Genomic DNA, 20,295 nt, shown 5'->3' with positions numbered 1-20,295 from the left:
TTCAGGATGGGGTTTACAGCCTTACGAAATCTCGACGGTTCTTCGTGATATCAGTTTTACAGGTCCGCCGGTTTCTTCAAATCCATGCTCTTCCATCTGGCATTCCCAGCCGTCAGTCTGACTGGCAATAGAGAATAAATTGTAGCGGGCAGCCGGTTTGTGACCGCCCGGGGCGCTGGTTGCTGACGGCACGCCAATGACCGGCACGGGGCCGTCCGGCCCCTCGATACTTTCGAAACTGTCGATATGCGTATGGCCGTGCAGAATCAGTTCGGCCCCGGCACGCTTGACGACGGTGCGCAGCCGGGAAGCATCGGAGAGGCGTTTGTGCCATTTCGTTGCGTTCTTAAATGGCGGGTGGTGAATGAGAACGACACGAAACAGCTTTTCTTCCGCAAGTTCCTCCAAAATCGCCCGCAAGCGGCGGCTTTGTTTTGTTCCAACGCGGCCGGAGGCAAACCAAGGCGCCGTTGCCCGGCCAGTGGTGACGCCAATGATCGCGATATCGCCGCGCTTGCGCACATAAGGAAACGTTGCTTCTGAGCCGACTTTTTCTGACGGAACATCATCGTCGCCATCACCGCGCATAAAGGGCCACCATGCGGTTCGGGCTTTTTTGACAGCACCGCGGACATAGGCATCGTGATTGCCCGGAACCACGGAGACCTGATCGGGCGGACCCAATTCGTCCAGCCATGCTCGGGCACCGCTAATTTCAAGGGGGAGCGCGATGTTGACGAGGTCACCGGTCACCGCGATGTGGTCCGGCGCTTGCGCCTTCATGTCCTCGACTAATTGTTCCAGGTGGTTGCCGCCCATGATTTTGGAACGGTTGCGCTGCCAGTTCAGATAACCGAGCAAACGCTTTGAAAACAATTGAAGGAGCTTGGGGTCCGGAAGGGGACCCAAATGGGGATCGGAGAGATGCGCAAGCCTGAACATGGAGGCGCATCATCAAAGCAAAAAGCGCCGCGTCAAGAAAAAATGAGCGGCGCCAAGCGGATAGTCTGCGAAATGTCGTTGGGAGGAGTTTACTTCGCAGATTTTGTTTGTGTTTTTGTCTGCCGAGGGGCTGAGCCCTGGGTCTGACCGGTCCGGGTACCTTCGCGGAGGCTGGCTCCGACTACATGCACAAATCCAAACATGGCACAGAATCCAACTTGGCCGACAACTGCTTGATCAGTTGGTCGGGAACGTGGTCAGAGATGCAGCGATCCGCGGATTGCTGGTGTCGATAGCCGGTTTCCACTGGTAGTTCCGGCGACGCTTCTGAAAAAGTGTCTTGAACATAACGCTGTCCTTTGAGTTGTCGGGGGTGGGCAATCGGCTGCCCTAATCGTCATCAGTCTGCCTCCTATATAGGCGTGCGGTGCACAAAGGAGGAGCGTTATTCCTTCGGGGCTGCCCTGCAAGGATTGCATGGGTTAATGAAGCGTTCCCAAAGGCTTGCAAAATGCAGACAGAGGCAGGACGACGGTTGTTGCGCGTCGTCCTGCCAATTTTTCAGTAAATGTTCGTTGAGCTGATCTTCAGTTAAGCTGCCGCCTTGAACCGGTCCCTGTCATGCGGTGCCAGGAAATTGAGATCCGGCCCAACCGGTACAATCCGGTGCGGGTTGATCGTTTCGTGCGAGCCGAAATAGTGCTGTTTGATGGTCGCCATATCGACCGTCTCGGCAACGCCTGGATGCTGATAGAGTTCTCGCAAGTAATTGAAGAGGTTGGGGTAATCGGCAATCCGGCGGATGTTGCACTTGAAATGCGTCACGTAAACCGGGTCAAAGCGCACAAGCGTTGTAAACAGGCGCCAATCGGCTTCAGTCAAGACCTCACCTGCAAGATAGCGTTGCTTTGAGAGGCGGGCCTCGAGATCGTCCAGCGTTTCGAAAAGCGCTGTAACTGCTTCCTCGTATGCCTCTTGTGTAGTGGCAAAGCCGGACTTGTAAACGCCGTTGTTCACGGTGTGATAGATGCGCTCATTGACCGCGTCGACCTCAGCGCGCAGGGTTTGCGGATAATAGTCGATCGTTGAACCGGTCAGGTGATCGAATTCGGTGTTGAACATCCGAATGATTTCCGCCGACTCGTTGCTGACAATTGTCTTTTGCTGCTTGTCCCAAAGGATCGGCACTGTGGCCCGGCCTGAATAGGTCGGATCTGCCTTGACGTAGACCTGCCACGCGTAGTTCGCGCCAGTGAGCGGCTCTGCTTCCCCAAACTCCCAACCGTTTTCCAGCATGAGCGGCTGGACGGCGGAAACGGAAATGTAGTCGTTCAGGCCTTTCAGGGTCCGGAAGATCAAGGTCCGGTGCGCCCATGGGCAGGCATAGGAGACAAACAGATGATACCGTCCAGCGTCGGCTTTGAAACCGCCGTCGCCCGTTGGGCCGGGGCTCCCGTCTTTCGTGATGAAATTCCGGAATGCGGCGTCCTTGCGCACGAACCGCCCGCCTGTTGATTTGGTGTCATACCACTGATCGTGCCACACGCCGTCGACGAGCGTTCCCATACCGGTCTCCTTGGAGTTTGTTCTGCGATATAGGTTGTGCCGTGATGGCAAATTTCAATCAACTGAATGGACTGTCCCTGTCTGGTGAACAATTGGATCCTCGCAAAAACGTGGTCTTTCCCGTCAAAAAGTTCTGGACCGGCAGGAGCCATGCGTGGTACGCGCTAGCCTCTGTTTGACATCGCACGCAGATTCCACCTGCGCAGCGCGTAAGGAACTTCGGGATTGATGAGCTCAGGTCACATGCTCCGACGACGAACCAGCCGACGAGGAAACTCTCGTCTGCACCGTCGCGGCTGACCTATTCCCGATAACTCCGACAAAAAGGGATACCGGCAGGCGCGCAATCGCCACATTTTGCCAGCTGGAACCAATCCCATGAAACAGACCTCTTGGGTCATTCGTCTCGAAGACGCCACCGACGACACCGCAATTGAAGACCTGCAAGCAGAAGCTTTCGGGCCTGGCCGGTTTGCACGGACCGCTTTCAGGATCCGTGAGAACGTCCCCCACAGGCAAGATCTTGCCTTTGTCGGCCTGTCCGGATCCAGGATTGCAGGGTCTGTCCGTTTGAGCCCCATCACGATCGGTGAGACCGACGCGTTGTTGTTAGGGCCATTGACGGTCTCTCCGGATTTCAAGAACCGCGGTTTAGGCAAGGCGCTGATGTGGACAGCTCTTGAGGCTGCAAAGGCGGCCGGAGACGAATACGTGTTGCTGGTTGGGGATGCGCCTTATTACAGCCCGTTTGGCTTTGAACAGGTGCCTTTCGGCAGCATTACCTTACCTGGCCCGGTCGACCCGCAAAGGCTCTTGATTGCACGCCTGCAGGATGGGGCACTGCCGACCGGCGCAGTTCAGGGCAAAGCTGCATAGAGCACGTCGCGAATAAGAATCATCGCTCAACGTACTCAAAGCAGTCGTTTTTGCCGCATTTCCGGCCGGGAAATCGGTGTGGACTTGCCCAGAAACGCTCTAACGGCCTTCCCGGTACCAAGTTGCTGAGACGGCGCCCAGAAGGATGGCAAGACCAAGCAGTCCGATGAGCAGTGGAAACCGGTCGACACCATTCAACAGGCTGGCTTCTGTTTGTTTGAGGCCGATCCAGCCGTTGCCTTCGTAACTTGCCGACTGGCGCATGGAGATGACGCGCGGGAGATCTATATCACCGCCGACATCCCTTAGCCGTTGAACCGCTCCGCCTGTCGCATCGGTCACGGGTGACAGCACCTCGGTGTCAGATAGAACGTTGGTGTACTCCCTCGGGTTTTGCGGGCCAACGTGAATAAGGGCATTCATCTCACCATCTGTGACGGAGAAGAGGCCAGTTTCCGTCACGGGGGAAGAGCCGCGCCACAGGCCAGGCTCTTGTTCTGTCATGGTGAGGTCAACGCTGTCGCCTGTGGGCGAAACGACGGTCACCTCATTGACCGTTTCCCCGAGTGTTTGCCGTTCGACAATCAGTTCAGGGCCGCGCAACGATACATTGAGTGCTTCTTCTTCGAGATCCGGTTCCTGCATCAGCCAATGGGCAAGGCGCCTCAGCAATGGGACATGCGGGCCGCCGCCCTCAAAACCGCGCGCCCACAGCCAAACATGATCTGAGAGCAACATGGCAACGCGGCCTTCACCTTCGCGGTTCAGGACCAGAAGCGGCGTTTCGCTTGGACCGGACATCAATGTCTGGCCGCCGTCCAACTCGGTATCAACCACGCGGAACCAGCGGCTCCACCCCGGAGGATCTTGTTCGGCGCCCGGCAAGCCCCGGGTCACAGGATGCCGCTCGCCGAGGTTGGCAAGGGTTGCGTAAAAGGGCTCTTCCAAAATGGCTCCGGTTGGACGCGCAGGAAGGATGGGGGCAAGCGGCGTTCTATAAAGACTGCCGCCTTCTGCGTAATCAGGTCCGCCGGCCAACAAAACGGCGCCGCCGTCGCGCACGTACCGCGTGATGTTGTCAAAATAGAGCATCGGCAACACACCGCGCCGGACATAGCGGTCGAAGATGATCAGATCGAACTCATCGATCTTGACCGAAAACAGCTCCCGGGTCGGAAAAGCGATCAGAGACAGCTGGTTGATCGGTGTGCCGTCCTGCTTTTCAGGCGGGCGCAAAATGGTGAAATGCACGAGATCAACGGATGCATCGGATTTCAGAAGGTTCCGCCAGGTGCGTTCTCCGGCATGCGGAGAACCGGACACCAGCAGCACCCTTAGGTTCTCGCGGATGCCGTCCACGGTGACGACAGCCCGATTGTTCAGCGTCGTCAGTTCGCCGGGCAGGGCTTCGGCCTCGATTTCGAAGATATTGTCGCCGCCATGGGCGATCTCTACCGGGATGTCGATCTTCTCCCCTGTCCGCGCGGTGCGCAGGGTGACGACATCACCGTCCCGTTTTATTGTCAGGTTCACCTGATCTCCGGGGCCGGTTCCCAAACCTTGATCGACAACCGTGAGGCTGATGGTCTGTTCAGAACCGACCAGGCCGAAGCGCGGAGCCGTATCCAGTACGATCCGGCGGTCGCGTTCATCCGCAGTCCCGGTGATGAGGCCGTGAACAGGGGCATCGAAGCCGAGTGCTTCTGCGTTTTCCGGGATATCGTGAATCTGTCCGTCGGTGATGATGATTGCACCGCCAACCCTTTCAGGCGGAACATCTGCAAGCCCGTTTGCAAGGGTCTGGAAGACTTCCGTCCCGTCCCCTGAGCCTGAGTTTCGGGCTTCGAGCAGCCGGAGGTCAAACCCCTCCAGTTCCGCGATGCGTGACTGAATTTCCTCAGCTGCTGCGGTGGTCGTTTCTTCTCGGTCAGCAAGCCGTTGGCTTTGGCTCTTGTCGACCACAAGCGCCACGACACTGGACAAGGGTTCTCTGTCTTCGCGTTCTACGGCAGGGTTGGCGAGCGCAAGCACGAGCAACGCCATCGCCAGGGCCCGCAGCACCCAACCACGCAAGTTGATGATGCCGAGAAGGACGGCAACCACAACGGCAATCGCGCCGGCGGATATCAGCACCCATTGCGGAACGAGCGGGTCGAATGAAATAGACCAGTCCATCAAACCTCCTATTGCCCGAGCCGTTCCAGCAGAGCCGGAATATGGACCTGGTCAGCCTTGTAGTTTCCGGTGAGGCTGTACATCACGATGTTAACGCCCGAACGGAAGGCATAGTCGCGCTGGATCGGGTTGTTTGGCACTGTCGGGAACATGAACTCGCCCGTTGGCGTGATCGCCCAAGCCGATGCGAAATCATTCCCTGTAATCATCAGCGGGGAAACGCCATCTCCCGCCCGAACCGGCCGATCACCGCGGGCAGTCGCTTCATCAAGACTTTCCACCCACAACGGGCTGGTGGAATACCGGCCCGGGAATGTGTCGAGCAGATAGAACGCTTTCGTGAGCACGTGATCCGGCGGGACAGGTTCCAATGGAGGAACGTCGAGATCCTCAAGGATCTCACGCAGTTTCAGAGTTGCTGGTGTCGATCCGAAACCGGTTGTCGACGCGTTGATATGATCCCGTGTGTCGAACAGGATCGTGCCGCCGTTGCGCATGAACGTGTCGATCCGGGCGATCGTCTGGTCACTCGGTTTGTCAGCTGAGGGATCTATCGGCCAGTAAAGCAGCGAGTAGAAGGCCAGCTCGTCACGCGCAATGTCGATAGCGACTGGCGCACCTGGTTCCAGCGCGGTGCGTTCTGACAAAAACTGCGTCAGGCCGGCAAGACCGGCGGCACTTGCATCATCAACCTCTGGGACACCTGTCAGAACATAGGCCAAACGGGTTTCGAGGGTGGATTCCAATGCTCTCAAGTCATCAGACGAAGATTGCGCATATGCGTCTGGAACACCGGCCGTGCTGAGGAGCGCTGTTGCCAACGCTGCCGCACCGATGGCACTTGCCATCCGGGTTTTTAGCCGCAGACGGTTCAGACCGCCCGCAAGCACAAACACGGCAATGGCGTCCGCAATGATCAGCAAAAAGGCCAAAGTGAAGAAGATTGCTCTCAAGTCCAGTGGGTCCGTCGCGGGATAAGGCGCTGTTTCTGCGTCTGGTCCCAGCGCCTCGATGTTGAGGGGTTGCAGCGTATTCTCAGCGCGCATCAGATTGAGGGCCCGGAAGCCATCTTCGCTGCCATAAAGACCCGGCGGGGTGCGGCGGCTGGCAGAGGCTTCCCGGAAATTCGCTGCGCTCACCGGTGTCACATCGACAGGGGGCGCGCCGAAGCGGCCATAGCCGTCGAGTAGGCGCAGAGGCGGCAGAACGCTGCGGGCCGGTTGCCCAACCTCGGCTGTTTCTGATGCTTGAGCTACATTGGAAACTGACAATATGCGCCGCAACATGTTCAGGAAAACGCCGGAGAGTGGCAGGTTGGACCAGGCGGAATCTGCAGTTACATGGAACAAAACAATGCTTCCGTCACCCGATTGTGCCGCGGTGACCAACGGCGTACCGTCTTCCAGCATTGCCCAGGTGCGTTTCGGCAGGTCCGATGTCGGTTCTGCGAGAACCTGTCGGTTCACCGTCACCTCAGCAGGGATCTTCAATCCAGAAAACGGAGAGGCATCCGGAAAGGGCGCCAAATGCTGAGGTTGCTTCCAGGAGAGTGATCCGCCGAGTGACCGGTCACCAGATCTCAGGCGAACAGGGATCAGCTCGTCCGTGCCGCCTGCCGTTCTGGGGCCTGCGAAGCGGACAAGAGTGCCGCCGCTTTGGACCCACTCGCCAAGTTCGATCGCCGTGGTGTCTGGCAGCCTCCCAACATCCGCAAGGATCAGCACAGAAATTCCCTGGTCGATCAGTGATGGCACTGCGGCTGCAATATCGCTGTCTCGCGGCCGGCGGATGTCGGAAAACGGAGCGAGCGCCCGCTCGAGATAATAAAGAGGTGAGAGAAGCGGTTGATCAAGGTCGCCTGATTGTCCAGAGATCAGACCGACGGTTCGGCGGCGCCAGCTGTCGTCAACAAGTTGCACGGCTCCGGCTGCCTGTTCCCCTGCAATTTCAACGCGGGCGATGTCGTTTCTGAGTTCGCTTGGGAGTTCGAACCGGGCTTCGGTCTCAACATCCCCGCTGGCAAACGTCGCAGTCGATTCCGCAAGCACCAGGCCTTTCAGATCGAGAGCCCGCACGTTGACCACAGATGTCGTGTTCTCGGGGTGACGGACCACATCGACGCTCAGCGCTTCAGTATCATTGGCCAGCCCCTTAAGTCCAAGCGGTGTTTGAAGGCCGGTCAACACGGTCACCGGGACGCCTTCAGTCAGGGACGCAAGAGTTTCCAGAAACGCATCATTGGTGGCCGTACCATCTGAAAGCCAGACGACCGCACCCGGAGGTGTATCCTGTGCCGCCTTTCTGAGGCCGATGCCAAGTTCACTGCGCAGAGGCGGGTAGGGGCGGGGTTCGAGCGCACGCAGAGTTTCAAGTGCTGCCGCCGGGCTTTCGGGAACAAAGCTTTGGTTTGGACCTTCCGCGGTGGCGGCAAACATCACCGGCTGTCCGTTTTGCTCTGCCTCGGTAAGAATGTTTTCAGCGGTTCGAACCTGATCCTCCCAAGAGGTCGCTGAGGTCCAGCCGTTGTCGATCAGGAGCCACATAACGCCGTCCCGGCTCGCAACTGGTTCCTGCGCGCGCCAGACTGGCCCGGCAAGCGCAAAAATCAGGATTGCCGCCAAGAGCAAGCGCAGCAGGGTCAGCCACCATGGGCTGCGCTGCGGCGTTTCGTCGTGCTCATCAATGTCCAGCAAAAGCCGGGTGGGCGGAAACGCGATCTGTTGCGGCCGCGGGGGTGTCAAGCGCAACAACCACCAAATCACGGGCAGCAGAGCCAGTGCAGTCAAAACCCACGGCGCGGTAAAGGTCAGTGGTAAGCTGGCAAACACGGATCAGGCGCCCCCCCGCGGCATTGTATCGAGGTTGCCAGAAAGCGCGCTATGAAGGACCAGCAATGGCTCAGCGGCTGAATGGTCTGTGTGATGCAGCACGTATGTCCACCCGGCACGGCGTGCCATGTCGCGGATTTCAGCGCGATGTGCTTCAAGCCGTTTGTGGTATTCCTCCCGCCATGTTTCGGCGCGGCCTGCAGTTAATCGGATGCCGGCTTCCGGGTCGTTGAATTCAACACGGCCGTCGAACGGAAAGGTTTCTTCTATCGGGTCCAGAACCTGAACGATGTGCCCACGCGCACCAGTTCCGGCGACTTGGGCGATCCAGGCAGCAATATCTTGAAGCGGATCCAGGAAATCGGAGACCAGAACAACATCGGCAAAGCGTTTGACGCCAGTCGGGTCGGGCAAGGCAACCGGCTTAGACAAGTGCGTTAGGGCGTCCGCAAGCCGTTCCGCGGCTCTGCGATCTGAAAATGGACGTGTCACACCGGTCAAACCAATGCGCTCACCAGTTTCTGCGAGCATATCCGCCAATGCCAGCATCAGGACCAGAGAGCGGTCCCGCTTGGTCACCTGAGACAGCCGAGATTGAAACTCCATGGACGAGGAGAGATCGGCCCAAAGCCAGACGGTATGGGCTGCCTCCCACTCCCGTTCACGGACATAAAGATGGTCGTCCCGGGCAGACCGGCGCCAGTCAATGCGTTTGGCCGGCTCTCCCATATTGAAGGGACGGAATTGCCAGAAGCTTTCGCCGGGTCCGGCTCTCCGCCGGCCATGCCATCCTGCAATGATGGAACTTGCAACATGGCTTGCCTCAACAAGAAGGTCAGGGAGCGCGTCGGCGACAGATCGGGCGTCGCCGATGATGTTCGGCCAGTTTTCCTGGTCCAGTTTCACACTCTCCGTTGATGATGCCATGATCTCGGGCGGCTCCCTCGCGTTCGAAATTTGCGTTATGCGATTGTTTCTTTCACCCGCTGGATCACGTCCCTCACGGTATGCCCGTCGGCACGGGCAGCAAAGGTGAGGGCCATCCGATGCTGCAGGATTGGTTCTGCCAGAGCCAGAACATCGTCAACTGAAGGTGCCAGCCGGCCATCAACGAGCGCGCGGGCCCGGACGGTCAACATCAGGGCCTGGCTAGCGCGGGGGCCCGGTCCCCAAGCAATCAGCTTTGTGAGATCGGAATTTTCGTCCGAGCCGCCCGGTCGGGCCGAGCGGACAAGCTTCAAGATGCTTTCAACTACTGATTCACCCACCGGCATGCGGCGGACGAGTTGCTGGAATTCCATGAGTTCCGGAGCAGTGATCGCGCTATGTGCCGTGGTCTGCTCTGCTCCGGTTGTTTCAAGGAGAATGCGGCGCTCGGCTTCCAGATCCGGGTAATGCACATCAATCTGCATCAAGAACCGGTCGAGCTGGGCCTCCGGCAAAGGATATGTGCCTTCTTGTTCCAAGGGGTTTTGGGTCGCAAGAACATGAAACGGGCGCGGGAGATCATGCGGATGACCCGCAACCGTGACGTGATACTCCTGCATCGCCTGAAGGAGGGCAGATTGGGTTCGCGGGCTGGCGCGGTTGATTTCGTCGGCCATCAGCAACTGTGAGAAGACCGGGCCAGGAATAAATCTGAAAGATCGTCCGCCGCTGGTATCTTGTTCCATGACTTCTGCGCCAAGGATATCTGAAGGCATCAGGTCTGGCGTGAATTGGATCCGCCGTGCATCCAGTCCCAGAACTGTTCCGAGCGTTTCGACCAGTTTGGTTTTCGCAAGACCCGGCACACCGACAAGCAGCCCATGTCCGCCGGCGAGGATCGTCACAAGTGTTTGTTCAACAACGTTCTCCTGGCCGAAGATTATCTTTGCGATATCGGCCTTGACTTCTGAAATGCGTTCAACGGCCCGTTCGGCGCTTTCAGCAACAGCAGCGAGATCTTCTTCAGAAGGATTTGCGGGAGAAACGACGCTCATTGATCACCTGTCCTGTTGCTTATCTTGCTGATGCCTGCCGGGTAGCTCGGTGGGCGGCCAAATTTTTTCCGTTAACCCAGTCTGACACCATATAATTCAGTAGATAAGGCACAATTGTGCGCCATACAGTGGATAGGTCCAAGATTCTTTTCTTCCCTGCGGCATAAACGCAAAAATTGCGATTGTTGTTCCAGTGGGGATTGGCGTTGGATTAGACGCGGACTAGGTAGGATTCCGGATCATAGATTCGGATGTCTGATGGGACGGGGAGTGAAATGACATCGCAAGCCAAACCAGAGGCTGCTTTACCGGATGGCCTCAAAGCCCTGATGAGCCGAGCTGGTTCGAAAGACAAGGCGCCGCCGCCGGTGGACAAGTGGAACCCGCCTTTTTGCGGCGATTTGGATATCCGGATTGCACGTGACGGAACCTGGTTCTATCTCGGCTCGCCAATTGGCCGGAAGCCATTGGTCGAGCTGTTTGCGTCTGTCCTGCGCAAGGATGAAGATGGCAAGCACTACCTTGTAACCCCGGTCGAAAAAATCGGTATCACGGTCGACGATGCTCCGCTGCTGGCTGTGGAAATGGTTGTGGAAAATGAAGGCATGGACCAGCAACTCACCGTGCGCACAAATCTCGGTGATCTGGTCCGCATAGGACCGGATCGGCCACTGCGTTTTGAGAAGGAGACGGACAGCGGCGGAATAAAGCCCTATGTTGTTGTCCGCGGACGCATTGAAGCGCTGTTTACCCGCGCACTTATGTATCAGCTGGTTGACCACATGGTCGAACGTCAACGAGAGGCCGGTTTGGAAACAGGAATTTGGAGCGGTGGTCAGTTTTTTGCCGTTGACCCTGAGCTTCTGTAATCGCCCTTTTTATCCAATTGCCGATTTGACGAAAGCACCCCATATCAAGCGCAATGACCGCTTCAACTGATACATCCGCAACCATATTGGCCGATTGGTCCCAGCATCTGGAAGAACGGCTTGCATTGGCAGCGAGCGTGTCCACAGAACGGGAAACAGGCGACCACATATTGAACCCGGATGTCGGGCCTTACGCCTTTTGGAAGGGACCACCGAGGGACGCTGCCGTCTTGATCGGTATCCGCAACACGGCAGCCGGCCCGAGCGTTGTTTTGACCCAGCGCACACCGCATCTCAAATCCCATGCTGGGCAGGTGGCGTTTCCAGGTGGCAAAATTGATCCGGACGACGACGGACCGGTCGAGGCAGCTTTGAGAGAAGCGCAGGAAGAGATCGGTCTGGATCCCGCCCAGGCACAGCCACTTGGACATTTGGCGCCTTATCTAACCGGGTCGGGATATCGGGTCACACCAATCGTTGCAGAGGTGAGGGATCCCGTTCAGTTCATTCCGAACCCGGACGAAGTTGAAGATGTTTTCGAAGTTCCCTTCGAGTTTCTTATGAACCCTGCCAACCATCAAAAGCTGAGCCGCGAGTGGCAGGGGAAACGACGCTACTTCTATGCAATGCCTTTTGCCGGACGTCACATCTGGGGCGTTACAGCAGGCATTATCCGCTCATTATATGACACGGTGTACCGCTGATGCTTCGCATTATCCTGACACAACTCTTCCTGTTTTTGCTGCCGTTTGCTTGTTATGCGTGCTATCTCTGGCTGTCTAAAAAGGGCGATAATCCAGAGAGCTGGTCACGCGGGCCGGTCGCCTGGTTGACAGTCGCAGGCCTCTTTTTGACGATCTCCGGATTTGTTGCCGTAGCGCAATTCAACAGGGCTCCAGAAGGCACGCAGTACAGGCCGGCAGAATTCCGCGACGGCGTACTCATTCCCGGGCGGTTCGAATAAGTTCATGAAAGATAGAGCTGAAGACATTCTCGCTGCGGCCAATTGGCTGCGGTCGCCAGGCATTCAGGCTGTGTTTTCGGCTCTCAATCGCGACAATGACAGCGCGCGTGTGGTAGGCGGCGCCATACGCAACACGTTGTTGGGACATCCAGTTCCCGATATCGACATCGCGACTACCGCGACACCGCAGGACGTTATGCAGCGGGCCGCCGATGCAGGATTAAAACCCATCGGCACGGGGATTGATCACGGCACCATAACCGTGATCAGCGACGGATTTCCTTACGAAGTCACCACGCTGCGCGAAGATGTCGAAACCTATGGCCGCCAGGCGAAAGTGGTGTTTGGGCGTGATTGGAAAAAGGATGCCCTGCGGCGCGACTTCACAATGAACGCGCTTTATGTGGACAGCCTCGGGAAGTTGCACGACCCACTGGGTGGTCTGGAGGATTGCCTTGCCAGGTGTGTCAGGTTCATCGGTGATCCTGATATGCGGCTGCGCGAGGACTATCTTCGCATTCTCCGCTTCTTCAGGATCTACGCGGCCTATGGCGATGGGGATATGGATGCCGAAGGCCTCGGTGCCTGCCTGCGCCAGCGCGACGGTTTGCGCCACCTTTCCGCTGAACGCATTGGCCACGAAATGCGCCGTCTCGTCTCTGCTCCGAAGGCGGCGATTGCGGTGCGGATGATGAATGATTGCGGCCTTTGGGAAATCGCAACGGGCGGCCTTGCAAAGATCGAGGATTTTGAAGCGCTTCGCCAACTGGATGCGCTCGCGCCTGAAACACAGGACCCGGAGGTTGGCCTGACCGTGCTGTCAGGTTTTGTCCGCGAAGATGTCGATCGCGTTGCTGATCGGCTGCGGCTGTCCAATTCAGAGCGTAAAAGAATGCAAATCTGTTGGGAGGCTTACAAAACGTTCCGGCAGTCGGACCAGATGCCGGATCTCAGAACGTTGCTCTACACCCATGGCCGCCAAGGAGCTATAGATGGGCTGCTGGCTTACTGGGCAGCTTATGATGCGCAAAAACGGTCGGGAGATCGGCCAGCTTTTGAAGACGCGCTTTTAGAACTGAAATCCCTCGAGGTGCCGGTTTTTCCTTTGAAAGGCGCGGACATGATCGCGCTCGGACATCGTCCGGGGCCGCAAGTTGGCAAGGTTCTCAAAACTCTGGAGAAGATCTGGTGCGAAAACGGTTTCGCCCTAAGCAAACAGGATCTTCTTGCGCGTTTGGAGAACCGCGCTTAGCGAATTGATAAGAGTCCTTGGATACCCTTTCCCGATGAGTTCCTTGGGGTTATCACCCCTGCCGTGGGTTCTGTTGGGAAAGTAGAAATGCCGCATAGCGAAGTCATCTTGATCTCTGATGGGCCGCTGCCTCTGGGTTCTCCGGTTCGGAAAATTCCGTTCTTCTTCCGGGCGCGCCTGATCGATATGGCAAAAGTCTCTCCCAAGACTGCGGGTGAAGCCTCTGTTGCGATTATCGAACTTCTCGGTTCCAGCAAGCCGGGCATGTCGGCTCTGAAGTCATCCTGGGGCAGCATTGCGGAGATTCCGGTAATTGGCATCATCGACAAGTCTGATCGGCGGGAGGTAACCCAAGCGGCCGCGCTTGGTGAAATGGACCTTATAGATCGAGAGGCACCGCTGGCGTTGCTCCTTCATCAGGTTAAAAAATATCTGAAAACCGATATTTTACAGGACTTGCCAAAGGACACTCCAGAACGGACTGCAGAAGCTTTCTCCAAAGCGAACGCGTTTCTGGAAACGCTTTGCATGTCTGCAGTCAGTGATGCGTCGATACAAATCCGGGCGATGGAAGACAGCGCCAAGGATGCGCTTTCGGCGATTGACCTTGAAGGCTTACTAGCGTGGATGCAGGCGGTCGAAAGCCATCATAGCCCGACGTACAGCCATTCTTTGAAAGTTGCGGGTTTGGCGGGCGCATTCGCGCGGTGCCTGAAATGGTCAGAAGCTGATTGCCGGGAGATGGTCGCGGGCGGGCTGGTTCATGACATCGGCAAGATGCGCATCCCCTTGACCATTCTGGACAAGCCTGGACGCCTGACCGATGAGGAGCGCTCTCTGATCGCCAAGCATCCGGTGTTTGGCCAGGAAATACTGAAGCCGCGTCTTGAGGTGCCTTACGAAATCAAGCGCATGGCTATCCAGCATCATGAGTACTTGGACGGGAGCGGGTATCCCAATCACCTCAAAGCGGACCGCTTGTCTCAAAAAGTCCGCGTCATGACGATTTGTGACATCTTCACCGCCCTGACAGAAGAGCGCGCCTATAAGGAACCAATCCCTCCACGGCAGGCAATCGCCATGATGAAAAACATGGGGCCGAAGCTCGATCAGGACCTGCTGCGTCAGTTTTCAGACATGATCCTGGATCGCGTTTTTGCAGAACTGTCGAAACCCGTCTCTGCCGCAGGTGGAGACGCTGCTGCTTAAGCAGCGCAAGCACCATTTTCTCGAACTAGCTTTGCTTAGGGCCATTTCACAACTGGTGGCATGGAAGACAGGATTGAGGCGACATTGCCACCGGTCTTCAAGCCGAAGATTGTGCCGCGGTCATAGAGAAGATTGTACTCTACATATCGGCCCCTGCGGATCAGCTGCTCTTCGCGCTGGGCATCTGTCCAGGAGTTTTCATAGTTTTTGCGAACGAGCTCAGGGTAGACCTTCAAAAAAGACCGGCCGACATCCTTGGTGAACGCGAGATCCGCGTTCCAATCGCCACTGTGCAGATAGTCGTAGAAAATTCCGCCAATGCCTCGGGGTTCGTTCCGGTGTTTCAGGAAGAAATACTCATCACACCACTCTTTGTAAGCCGGGTAATCGGCAACGGCATGGGGCTCGCATGCTGCTTTCATGGCCTCATGAAAGGCAACCGTGTCAGGATCGTCCTGTGTCCGCCGGTCGTCCAAAACGGGTGTCAGATCCGCGCCGCCCCCGAACCACTGGCGGGTTGTAACCACCATCCGCGTGTTCATGTGAACTGCCGGAACGTTTGGGTTCTGAGGGTGCGCAATCAGGCTGATGCCGGAAGCCCAGAACCTGGGATCTTCGCTGGCACCTGGAATTTGACCGCGGAACTCTGGAGAAAACTCGCCGTGGACGGTGGAAATATGGACGCCGACTTTTTCAAAGACACGGCCATGCATCATCGACATGACGCCGCCGCCGCCCTTTGCGCCTGAACTGTCGGTCCGTTCCCAAGGGGTGCGCTCGAACCGGCCCGCAGGCAAGTCACTCAGCGGTCCATTGAGTTCGCCAATGTCGTCTTCCAGTTTTTCAAACGCTGCACAAATCTGATCCCTGAGATCCTTGAACCACGCGGACGCTGTCAGCTTCTTGTCTTCAATTCCCTCAGGAATCGGACCGCCGCGTGATTCTGGAGAGGGTGCTGTCATCTGATTTGCCTCGACATGAAGAGCCCGCGCGGGAAATGCACAAGCGTTGGATTAGCTTGATGTTTTAGGAAATGCCCGGGTTTGCCGCAAGGCCTCTCCCAAAACCATGCCGCAGGACACAGCTACGTTAAGGGATCGCATGCCCTCGGCCATCGGGATGGTCAGCCGTGCATCTGCCAGCTGATGGATTGCATCCGGTGCACCGGTGCTTTCGCGGCCCAGAAGCAGGATATCATCTGCTTCAAATTCGAAATCCGTGTAAGCGAGGTCTGTTTTGGTCGTCAGCAGCACGAGGCGCCGTTTATGTGTTTGGCGCCAGTCGTCGAACGCCTCGAAATTGAGATGGCGCTTCAGGGCAGCCCGTTCCAGATAGTCCATCCCAGCGCGTTTCAAAGCGCTGTCGGACAGCGGAAATCCCGCAGGTTCGATCAAATGCACCGTCACACTCATGCAGGCGGCTAGCCTTAGCATGGTTCCGGTGTTCTGCGGTATGTCTGGCTGGTAAAGGGCGATGTCGGGCATGTCTGCTTCTTGTCTTGACGGTTCATTGCCTCCTAACAGGAGAAGGCCGTCCTGTCATGGGCCGTGGCCCATTGAGCAGTTCCAAGCGTAGTATGAACGCAAGAATCGCCCGCCACCCATTTGGACATTTCAATGATTGCTTTGTTTCGGCTTTTTGAATCCTGGATTGATCCGTTCCGGCCATTGCCGTCTGAAGCCATGCCCAAAGGCGGTGTTGCGTTTCTTCTGTTCTTTCTGAAGCAGGCGCGCTGGCCATTCTTCCTGATGCTGATTGTCGGCAGCCTGACAGCCTTTGTCGAAGTCACGCTGTTCAATTTCCTGGGCCATATTGTTGATTTGCTCGACAGCAGCGACCGGGAAACGTTTTTTGCCGAACACGGCTGGACCCTGTTCGGCATGGCGTTCTTTATTTTGGTGGTGCGGGCCGCCGCCAATACGCTCATGGCGCTTCTGGAAGAGCAGACCATTGTTCCGGGGTTTTTCAATCTGGTCCGTTGGCAGGCGCACCAGCAGGTGATGCGCCAAAGCATTGCGTTCTTTCAAGATGATCTTGCAGGCCGATTGTCACAGAAGGTGCTCCAATCCGGTATGTCCGCCGGGGACTTCATGGTGAACCTCCTTCAAGTCGCCTGGTTTATCGTGGTCTACGCCCTGACAACATTGGTGCTTGTCGCAGATCTTGACTGGCGGCTTGGGGCGATTGTCGCTGTCTGGCTTGTCTTGTTTGCCATCACTGCACGGGTTTTCGTTCCGCGCGTGCGAAAGGCGGCAAAGGATACAGCCAATGCTTATTCCGGCGTCTCCGGTCGCCTGGTCGACACCTACAGCAACATTCAGTCCGTCAAATTGTTCGGTTCTCTGAAAGAAGAAAACCGGGGCTCCAGATCCGCCTTCATCCGATTTATCGGTCAGCTCAAGACCTTCACCCGCCTGCTCACCTCAATCCGCGTCGTGATGAGCCTTGTGAATGGGGCGATGATCGTCGCAATTGCCGGGATGGCGCTTGTGATCTGGCGCGATGGCGGCATCAGCACGGGGCATGTGGCTTTTACGCTCAGCCTGATCCTGCGCCTGAATATTTTGCTGAACCGGTTGTTCAATCAGCTGAATGGTCTGTTCCGGAATTTCGGAACCGTCCAGGACAGTATGGAGGCCATCGTCAAACCCGTGGCCGTTCAGGATGAGGACAATGCGCCAGCGCTGACTGTGGATAAGGGCGCGGTCGAATTCAAAAACATCACATTCCATTACGGCAAAGCAGGCGGTGTCATCGAGGATCTAAGCCTAAAGATCGCGCCTGGAGAGCGTGTCGGTGTGGTCGGACCATCGGGTGCGGGAAAGACAACGCTGACCAGTTTGCTTCTGCGTTTCTATGATGTGGAGGCAGGCCAGATCCTGATTGATGGTCAGAATATCCGCTCAGTGAAACAGGAGACGCTCCGTCGGGCAATCGGGATGGTGACACAGGATCCGTCCCTCCTACACCGGTCTATCCGGGAGAACATTCTTTATGGGCGGCCTGAGGCGAGTGAAGACGAGCTGCGCGATGCAGCGGAGCGCGCGCACGCACTTGAGTTCATTGAAAACCTCGAAGACAAATCCGGACGAAAAGGTTTTGACGCTTACGCTGGAGAGCGCGGCGTCAAACTGTCGGGTGGTCAACGTCAAAGAATTGCGATCGCCCGGGTTCTTTTAAAAAATGCCCCAATTCTTGTGCTGGATGAAGCTACATCTGCACTCGACTCTGAGGTGGAGGCTGCGATCCAGGAAAATCTGCAGCAATTGATGGCAGGAAAGACCGTGATTGCAATTGCGCACCGGCTTTCAACAATCGCTGCGCTGGACCGTCTGATCGTGATGGACGGCGGACAGATTGTCCAAGAGGGGACCCATGACAGTCTGTTGAAGAACGAAGATGGATTGTATGCGCAGCTCTGGCGCCGGCAATCAGGCGGCTTCCTTCAGGCAGGATTGTTGGCCGATGAGCAGGTTAATTCGGGCGCGTCTTGATCTGTATGAAAGCGGGTGGCGTAGAAAGCTCGCCAACCGCCTGAGGATCTTATGGTTCATTTCATCACAGCGTATATCACCACCGCGATTGTGTTTCTCGCAATTGACTATGTTTGGCTGACCCAAGTCGCCACGCGCTTCTATTTTGATCGCATTGGTCATCTGTTGATGGAACGCCCAAATATGGGCGCTGCGGCAGCCTTTTATCTGATCTACGTTGTCGGCATCGTTCTCTTCGCCGTTGGTCCGGCGCTTAAAAATGAAAGCTTTGCCTACGCCGTGATGTACGGCGCCATGTTCGGCTTCTTCACCTACGCGACCTACGACGTCACCAACTATGCAACCTTGAAGGACTGGCCGGTTATCGTTGCCGTCGTGGATATCGCCTGGGGCACGGTGCTTGGTGCGGTTTCCGCTGGCGCGGGCTATCTGATTAGCCGTCAGATCCTCGGCTGACAACTCGGCAAGTCTGCGAAAAACCTGAACTCCGTGAACGTGACGCAGGTTAGTGTAAGCCTACTCTTAATTATTGTAGTTACTGATTTTTTACAGCCTTGAGATATCAAGGGCCAACACAGATTACTGCGCGGGCTTCCAGAGTGTACCCGCAGGATTGGGGTTGGAGCCCGGGTTTTCGTGACGCTTTCGATAAACGGCCGATTTATTTCAATGGTGGTCACCGCCGCCGTCATCATGATGGGTGGAACAGCGTTCGCGTTCTACACGTTCCGCCAAGCAATGATTGCTCAGTTGGGAACAGCAGACAGTGCTCAGCAGTTCCTCCTGGGCAATGTGGCGGAGAAACTCGATGGTCTGATTTTGGATCAGATGATCACCATTGGCCTGGTCGTGTCGCCGGTTGGCATCGCGTTTCTTGGTCTGGCAGTTGTTTTGGCATTGGGCATTGCCCGTCCGCTCGCCCGCTTGCAGGGTGCTCTTGGCAAATTGTCTGATGGTGATCTTGAGGTCGAAATCGACGGAGTCGAGCGATCCGATGAAATCGGCGCCATAGCGCGGTCTGTGACAGACTTTCGCGTGAACCTTGCCGAAAAGGCTGCCGAGCAGGCGCGGCAAGAACAAGCCCACCAGGATGCGTTGAACGCAGAACGCGTCGCGCTGATGCAGGATGTTGCAGACGATTTTGAGAAATCCGTGCTCGGCGTTGTTTCTTCATTGCTTGAAAAGTCTGACAGCGTAGAGAGCAACTCCAATGATTTGACGCGTGCTGTGGAATCCTCGCTCCACGCCGTGTCTGAAGTCAGCACTGCGTCTGCGGATGCCAATCAGTCTGTTGAGACGGTGACCGGGGCCTCCCACCGCTTGTCAGAATCTCTGTCCCGTGTCCGTGAGGATGTGGATCAGGCAACTGACATTGCGGATGCTGCGGTCACTGAAGCGCGCAAAACCGATGAAATCGTCGGGCGGCTTTCTGAGACAGGCCGCGCAATCGGCGAAATTGTTGAGCTGATCAGTCAGATTGCCAGCCAGACCAATCTCCTTGCCTTGAACGCAACGATCGAGGCAGCAAGGGCTGGAGAAGCCGGACGCGGGTTTGCCGTTGTTGCAAGCGAGGTAAAGGCGCTGGCCGAGCAGACCACCAAGGCAACTGAGGATATTTCTGCGCAGGTTTCGGCCGTGCAGGACGTCGCGCAGCAATCCGGTGTCGCCATCGCTTCGATTGCCGATACGATTGAACGCGTGAGTGCGATTTCAGCCAAGATCCGGGATGCTGTGGAAGACCAGACTTCTGCAACTGGCGAGATCAACGGCAGTGCACAGACCGCGCTGCAAAGCTCTGAGCGGGTAACCGGCAACGTCGGGACTTTGAACGATGCGATGGAAGCCAGCCGGACCGCGACAGATGGCATGCATCAAGCCTCTGCAGAACTTGGAACGTTGTCAAACACACTTCAGGCGCAGGTTTCGCAGTTCCTGCAAAGCGTCCGCGCTGCTTAAGTCTTTGATCCTGCTCTGTGGTGGCTAAGCTCCACTGCCTTACTGGTCCCGGGCTGAGTGAATCATTGCGACCGCTCACTCACATGTCACACATGTGGCTGATTTGTCACAGCTCTGGGTTTAGGCTGCTTTAGGCCGAAATCGGACTTCCCTTATCCGCGATTCCAGAGTACCAAAAGGTC

17 protein-coding genes are annotated in these 20,295 nt (G+C 56.7%); 9 read left to right on the top strand and 8 right to left on the bottom strand.

Going from position 1 to position 20,295, the window contains the following annotated elements; genetic code table 11:
- Window positions 1-21: 21 nt before the first annotated feature.
- Window positions 22-942 (bottom strand): metallophosphoesterase family protein, encoded by a 921-nt coding sequence (locus ACVDG4_RS13995; protein ID WP_447235501.1) that lies wholly within the window; start codon window positions 940-942, stop codon window positions 22-24.
- 591 nt (window positions 943-1,533) lie between these two features.
- Entirely contained in the window at window positions 1,534-2,508 is a 975-nt protein-coding gene (locus ACVDG4_RS13990) for a glutathione S-transferase family protein (RefSeq protein WP_447235500.1), read from the bottom strand.
- Between the two features lie 378 nt (window positions 2,509-2,886).
- Between ACVDG4_RS13990 and ACVDG4_RS13985 the strand changes: the two genes are divergently transcribed.
- Window positions 2,887-3,384 carry a GNAT family N-acetyltransferase gene (locus tag ACVDG4_RS13985; RefSeq protein ID WP_409693376.1) on the top strand — a complete coding sequence of 166 codons (498 nt, stop codon included), beginning with the start codon at window positions 2,887-2,889 and terminating at the stop codon, window positions 3,382-3,384.
- 99 nt (window positions 3,385-3,483) lie between these two features.
- Here the strand turns inward: ACVDG4_RS13985 and ACVDG4_RS13980 are convergent, their stop codons facing one another.
- From ACVDG4_RS13980 to ACVDG4_RS13965, 4 genes are read right to left on the bottom strand one after another with little or no spacing between them, the layout of a single operon-like run.
- The gene (locus tag ACVDG4_RS13980; protein ID WP_447235499.1) at window positions 3,484-5,559 is read right to left on the bottom strand and encodes a hypothetical protein; all 2,076 of its coding nucleotides are present in this window, start codon (window positions 5,557-5,559) and stop codon (window positions 3,484-3,486) included.
- An 8-nt stretch (window positions 5,560-5,567) separates the two neighbouring features.
- Window positions 5,568-8,387 (bottom strand): DUF4159 domain-containing protein, encoded by a 2,820-nt coding sequence (locus ACVDG4_RS13975; RefSeq protein ID WP_447235498.1) that lies wholly within the window; start codon window positions 8,385-8,387, stop codon window positions 5,568-5,570.
- Window positions 8,388-8,390: 3 nt separating this feature from the next.
- Window positions 8,391-9,314 (bottom strand): DUF58 domain-containing protein, encoded by a 924-nt coding sequence (locus tag ACVDG4_RS13970; RefSeq protein ID WP_209174409.1) that lies wholly within the window; start codon window positions 9,312-9,314, stop codon window positions 8,391-8,393.
- 35 nt (window positions 9,315-9,349) lie between these two features.
- Complete coding sequence (locus tag ACVDG4_RS13965; protein WP_447235497.1) at window positions 9,350-10,369, bottom strand: AAA family ATPase; 1,020 nt, start codon at window positions 10,367-10,369, stop codon at window positions 9,350-9,352.
- Between the two features lie 251 nt (window positions 10,370-10,620).
- On the opposite strand from ACVDG4_RS13965, the gene ACVDG4_RS13960 reads away from it, so the two are divergent.
- The 5 genes from ACVDG4_RS13960 (at window position 10,621) to ACVDG4_RS13940 (ending at window position 14,663) form a co-directional block, all read left to right on the top strand.
- Window positions 10,621-11,238 carry a DUF1285 domain-containing protein gene (locus ACVDG4_RS13960; protein ID WP_447235496.1) on the top strand — a complete coding sequence of 206 codons (618 nt, stop codon included), beginning with the start codon at window positions 10,621-10,623 and terminating at the stop codon, window positions 11,236-11,238.
- A gap of 53 nt (window positions 11,239-11,291) precedes the next feature.
- Window positions 11,292-11,942 carry a CoA pyrophosphatase gene (locus ACVDG4_RS13955; protein WP_409693367.1) on the top strand — a complete coding sequence of 217 codons (651 nt, stop codon included), beginning with the start codon at window positions 11,292-11,294 and terminating at the stop codon, window positions 11,940-11,942.
- A complete protein-coding gene (locus ACVDG4_RS13950; RefSeq protein ID WP_133945935.1) occupies window positions 11,942-12,202 on the top strand; it encodes a DUF6111 family protein in 261 nt (86 codons plus the stop codon). Before ACVDG4_RS13955 ends, ACVDG4_RS13950 begins: the two co-directional genes overlap by 1 nt.
- 4 nt (window positions 12,203-12,206) lie before the next feature.
- The gene (locus tag ACVDG4_RS13945; RefSeq protein WP_447235495.1) at window positions 12,207-13,454 is read left to right on the top strand and encodes a CCA tRNA nucleotidyltransferase; all 1,248 of its coding nucleotides are present in this window, start codon (window positions 12,207-12,209) and stop codon (window positions 13,452-13,454) included.
- A gap of 87 nt (window positions 13,455-13,541) precedes the next feature.
- The gene (locus tag ACVDG4_RS13940; protein ID WP_447235494.1) at window positions 13,542-14,663 is read left to right on the top strand and encodes an HD-GYP domain-containing protein; all 1,122 of its coding nucleotides are present in this window, start codon (window positions 13,542-13,544) and stop codon (window positions 14,661-14,663) included.
- Window positions 14,664-14,698: 35 nt separating this feature from the next.
- Here ACVDG4_RS13940 and hemF read toward each other — a convergent pair whose 3' ends face one another.
- Window positions 14,699-15,625 (bottom strand): oxygen-dependent coproporphyrinogen oxidase, encoded by a 927-nt coding sequence (hemF, locus tag ACVDG4_RS13935; RefSeq protein WP_409693358.1) that lies wholly within the window; start codon window positions 15,623-15,625, stop codon window positions 14,699-14,701.
- Between the two features lie 51 nt (window positions 15,626-15,676).
- Window positions 15,677-16,147, bottom strand: coding sequence for a tRNA (cytidine(34)-2'-O)-methyltransferase (locus tag ACVDG4_RS13930; RefSeq protein WP_209180926.1), 471 nt, complete (start codon window positions 16,145-16,147; stop codon window positions 15,677-15,679).
- Window positions 16,148-16,279: 132 nt separating this feature from the next.
- Between ACVDG4_RS13930 and ACVDG4_RS13925 the strand changes: the two genes are divergently transcribed.
- The 3 genes from ACVDG4_RS13925 to ACVDG4_RS13915 all read left to right on the top strand — a co-directional run bounded on the left by ACVDG4_RS13925 (window position 16,280) and on the right by ACVDG4_RS13915 (window position 20,113).
- A complete protein-coding gene (locus tag ACVDG4_RS13925) occupies window positions 16,280-18,157 on the top strand; it encodes an ABC transporter ATP-binding protein (protein WP_447235493.1) in 1,878 nt (625 codons plus the stop codon).
- Between the two features lie 51 nt (window positions 18,158-18,208).
- Entirely contained in the window at window positions 18,209-18,613 is a 405-nt protein-coding gene (locus ACVDG4_RS13920; protein ID WP_306148807.1) for a DUF2177 family protein, read from the top strand.
- Window positions 18,614-18,793: 180 nt separating this feature from the next.
- A complete protein-coding gene (locus ACVDG4_RS13915; protein WP_447235492.1) occupies window positions 18,794-20,113 on the top strand; it encodes a methyl-accepting chemotaxis protein in 1,320 nt (439 codons plus the stop codon).
- Window positions 20,114-20,295: the final 182 nt, after the last annotated feature.

The organism is Roseibium sp. MB-4 (assembly GCF_053005265.1).
Note: the sequence above shows the minus strand (reverse complement) of the source record. Positions and strands in the feature narration are given on the sequence as shown.

Excerpts from the sequence above, each read along its gene's own strand:
- ACVDG4_RS13995 (WP_447235501.1), bottom strand. The coding sequence starts at position 942 with ATGTTCAGGCTTGCGCATCTCTCCGATCCCCATTTGGGTCCCCTTCCG.
- ACVDG4_RS13990 (WP_447235500.1), bottom strand. The coding sequence starts at position 2,508 with ATGGGAACGCTCGTCGACGGCGTGTGGCACGATCAGTGGTATGACACC.
- ACVDG4_RS13985 (WP_409693376.1), top strand. The coding sequence starts at position 2,887 with ATGAAACAGACCTCTTGGGTCATTCGTCTCGAAGACGCCACCGACGAC.
- ACVDG4_RS13980 (WP_447235499.1), bottom strand. The coding sequence starts at position 5,559 with ATGGACTGGTCTATTTCATTCGACCCGCTCGTTCCGCAATGGGTGCTG.
- ACVDG4_RS13970 (WP_209174409.1), bottom strand. The coding sequence starts at position 9,314 with ATGGCATCATCAACGGAGAGTGTGAAACTGGACCAGGAAAACTGGCCG.
- ACVDG4_RS13965 (WP_447235497.1), bottom strand. The coding sequence starts at position 10,369 with ATGAGCGTCGTTTCTCCCGCAAATCCTTCTGAAGAAGATCTCGCTGCT.
- ACVDG4_RS13960 (WP_447235496.1), top strand. The coding sequence starts at position 10,621 with ATGTCTGATGGGACGGGGAGTGAAATGACATCGCAAGCCAAACCAGAG.
- ACVDG4_RS13955 (WP_409693367.1), top strand. The coding sequence starts at position 11,292 with ATGACCGCTTCAACTGATACATCCGCAACCATATTGGCCGATTGGTCC.
- ACVDG4_RS13950 (WP_133945935.1), top strand. The coding sequence starts at position 11,942 with ATGCTTCGCATTATCCTGACACAACTCTTCCTGTTTTTGCTGCCGTTT.
- ACVDG4_RS13945 (WP_447235495.1), top strand. The coding sequence starts at position 12,207 with ATGAAAGATAGAGCTGAAGACATTCTCGCTGCGGCCAATTGGCTGCGG.
- ACVDG4_RS13940 (WP_447235494.1), top strand. The coding sequence starts at position 13,542 with ATGCCGCATAGCGAAGTCATCTTGATCTCTGATGGGCCGCTGCCTCTG.
- hemF (WP_409693358.1), bottom strand. The coding sequence starts at position 15,625 with ATGACAGCACCCTCTCCAGAATCACGCGGCGGTCCGATTCCTGAGGGA.
- ACVDG4_RS13930 (WP_209180926.1), bottom strand. The coding sequence starts at position 16,147 with ATGCCCGACATCGCCCTTTACCAGCCAGACATACCGCAGAACACCGGA.
- ACVDG4_RS13925 (WP_447235493.1), top strand. The coding sequence starts at position 16,280 with ATGATTGCTTTGTTTCGGCTTTTTGAATCCTGGATTGATCCGTTCCGG.
- ACVDG4_RS13920 (WP_306148807.1), top strand. The coding sequence starts at position 18,209 with ATGGTTCATTTCATCACAGCGTATATCACCACCGCGATTGTGTTTCTC.